The 773-nt window shown below is 48.8% G+C and carries 2 protein-coding genes; one reads left to right on the top strand and one right to left on the bottom strand.

Annotated features, from left to right (window positions below; all coding sequences use genetic code 11):
• On the top strand, window positions 1-410 hold a 410-nt coding region (locus tag A3730_RS30065), incomplete at its 5' end, for a GspH/FimT family pseudopilin (RefSeq protein ID WP_156501440.1).
• A gap of 51 nt (window positions 411-461) precedes the next feature.
• On the opposite strand, the gene A3730_RS28805 is transcribed toward A3730_RS30065, so the two are convergent.
• Window positions 462-773, bottom strand: a 312-nt coding sequence (locus A3730_RS28805) for a type IV pilin protein (RefSeq protein WP_063539431.1), incomplete at its 5' end; no start/stop codon positions are given.

Genomic DNA, 773 nt, shown 5'->3' with positions numbered 1-773 from the left:
CCGATTTCATCCCAAGATACCAAGTTATCTCGTCGGCCTACTCTGTCCACAACCTCATACTGAAAGCCCGTGCAGGCGCACTCAGTGACCGGTCACAGCGAATGATCTGCGCAGGGAACACCGGATGCTCAACATTCAATCAAACAGATTCACTGATAATGGGAAGGGACGACAACCAAAACGGTCAACTAGAGACCGGAGAAGTTATCGAGTCACTCAACTTCCCAGGTAATACAACCCTTGAGTGGAAAAGGTTTAATGGAAACTCTCTTGTCTTCCATAGCAGCGGCATCAGCCATTTCCAAAACGGCAGCTTTTATATTTGCAACAACCATGCTGGCAGGAAAATCGTAATGAACTGGATCGGAAGAACGAGAATTGAAGCGCTACCGGGGAACCTCTGCCCGTAACATAAGCAGACATAGAAACAGGGGCTTACGCCCCCAAATTCTGAAGCAATTTCACCAAGAGTGATCCGTAGCCATACTGCAAGTTGCAGCCACTTTCATACAGGTCTCGCCTTGCTCATTAAGCATGAATGTTTCAGTGCCATTCATGTTTTTTGCTGCAACAGGCACCGCAGCAATTGTATAGCTTTGGACATCACTCGCATCCACGGTAACTGACACCGTATAGAAGTCATTCGCAGTTCTGGAGGTAATCGCTGTGTCGGAGGCCGCACCGCTATACGAAAAATTTCGCGAACGGAACGCCTCCATCGCAGCAGCCAGCTCCATGATTTGCGCCTTTACAGCTGACTGGCGAGTAGATTC

It is taken from the genome of Alcanivorax sp. HI0044, assembly GCF_001634945.1.
The sequence above is the reverse complement of the archived record's forward strand: the minus strand, read 5'-3'. Positions and strand labels throughout refer to the sequence as shown.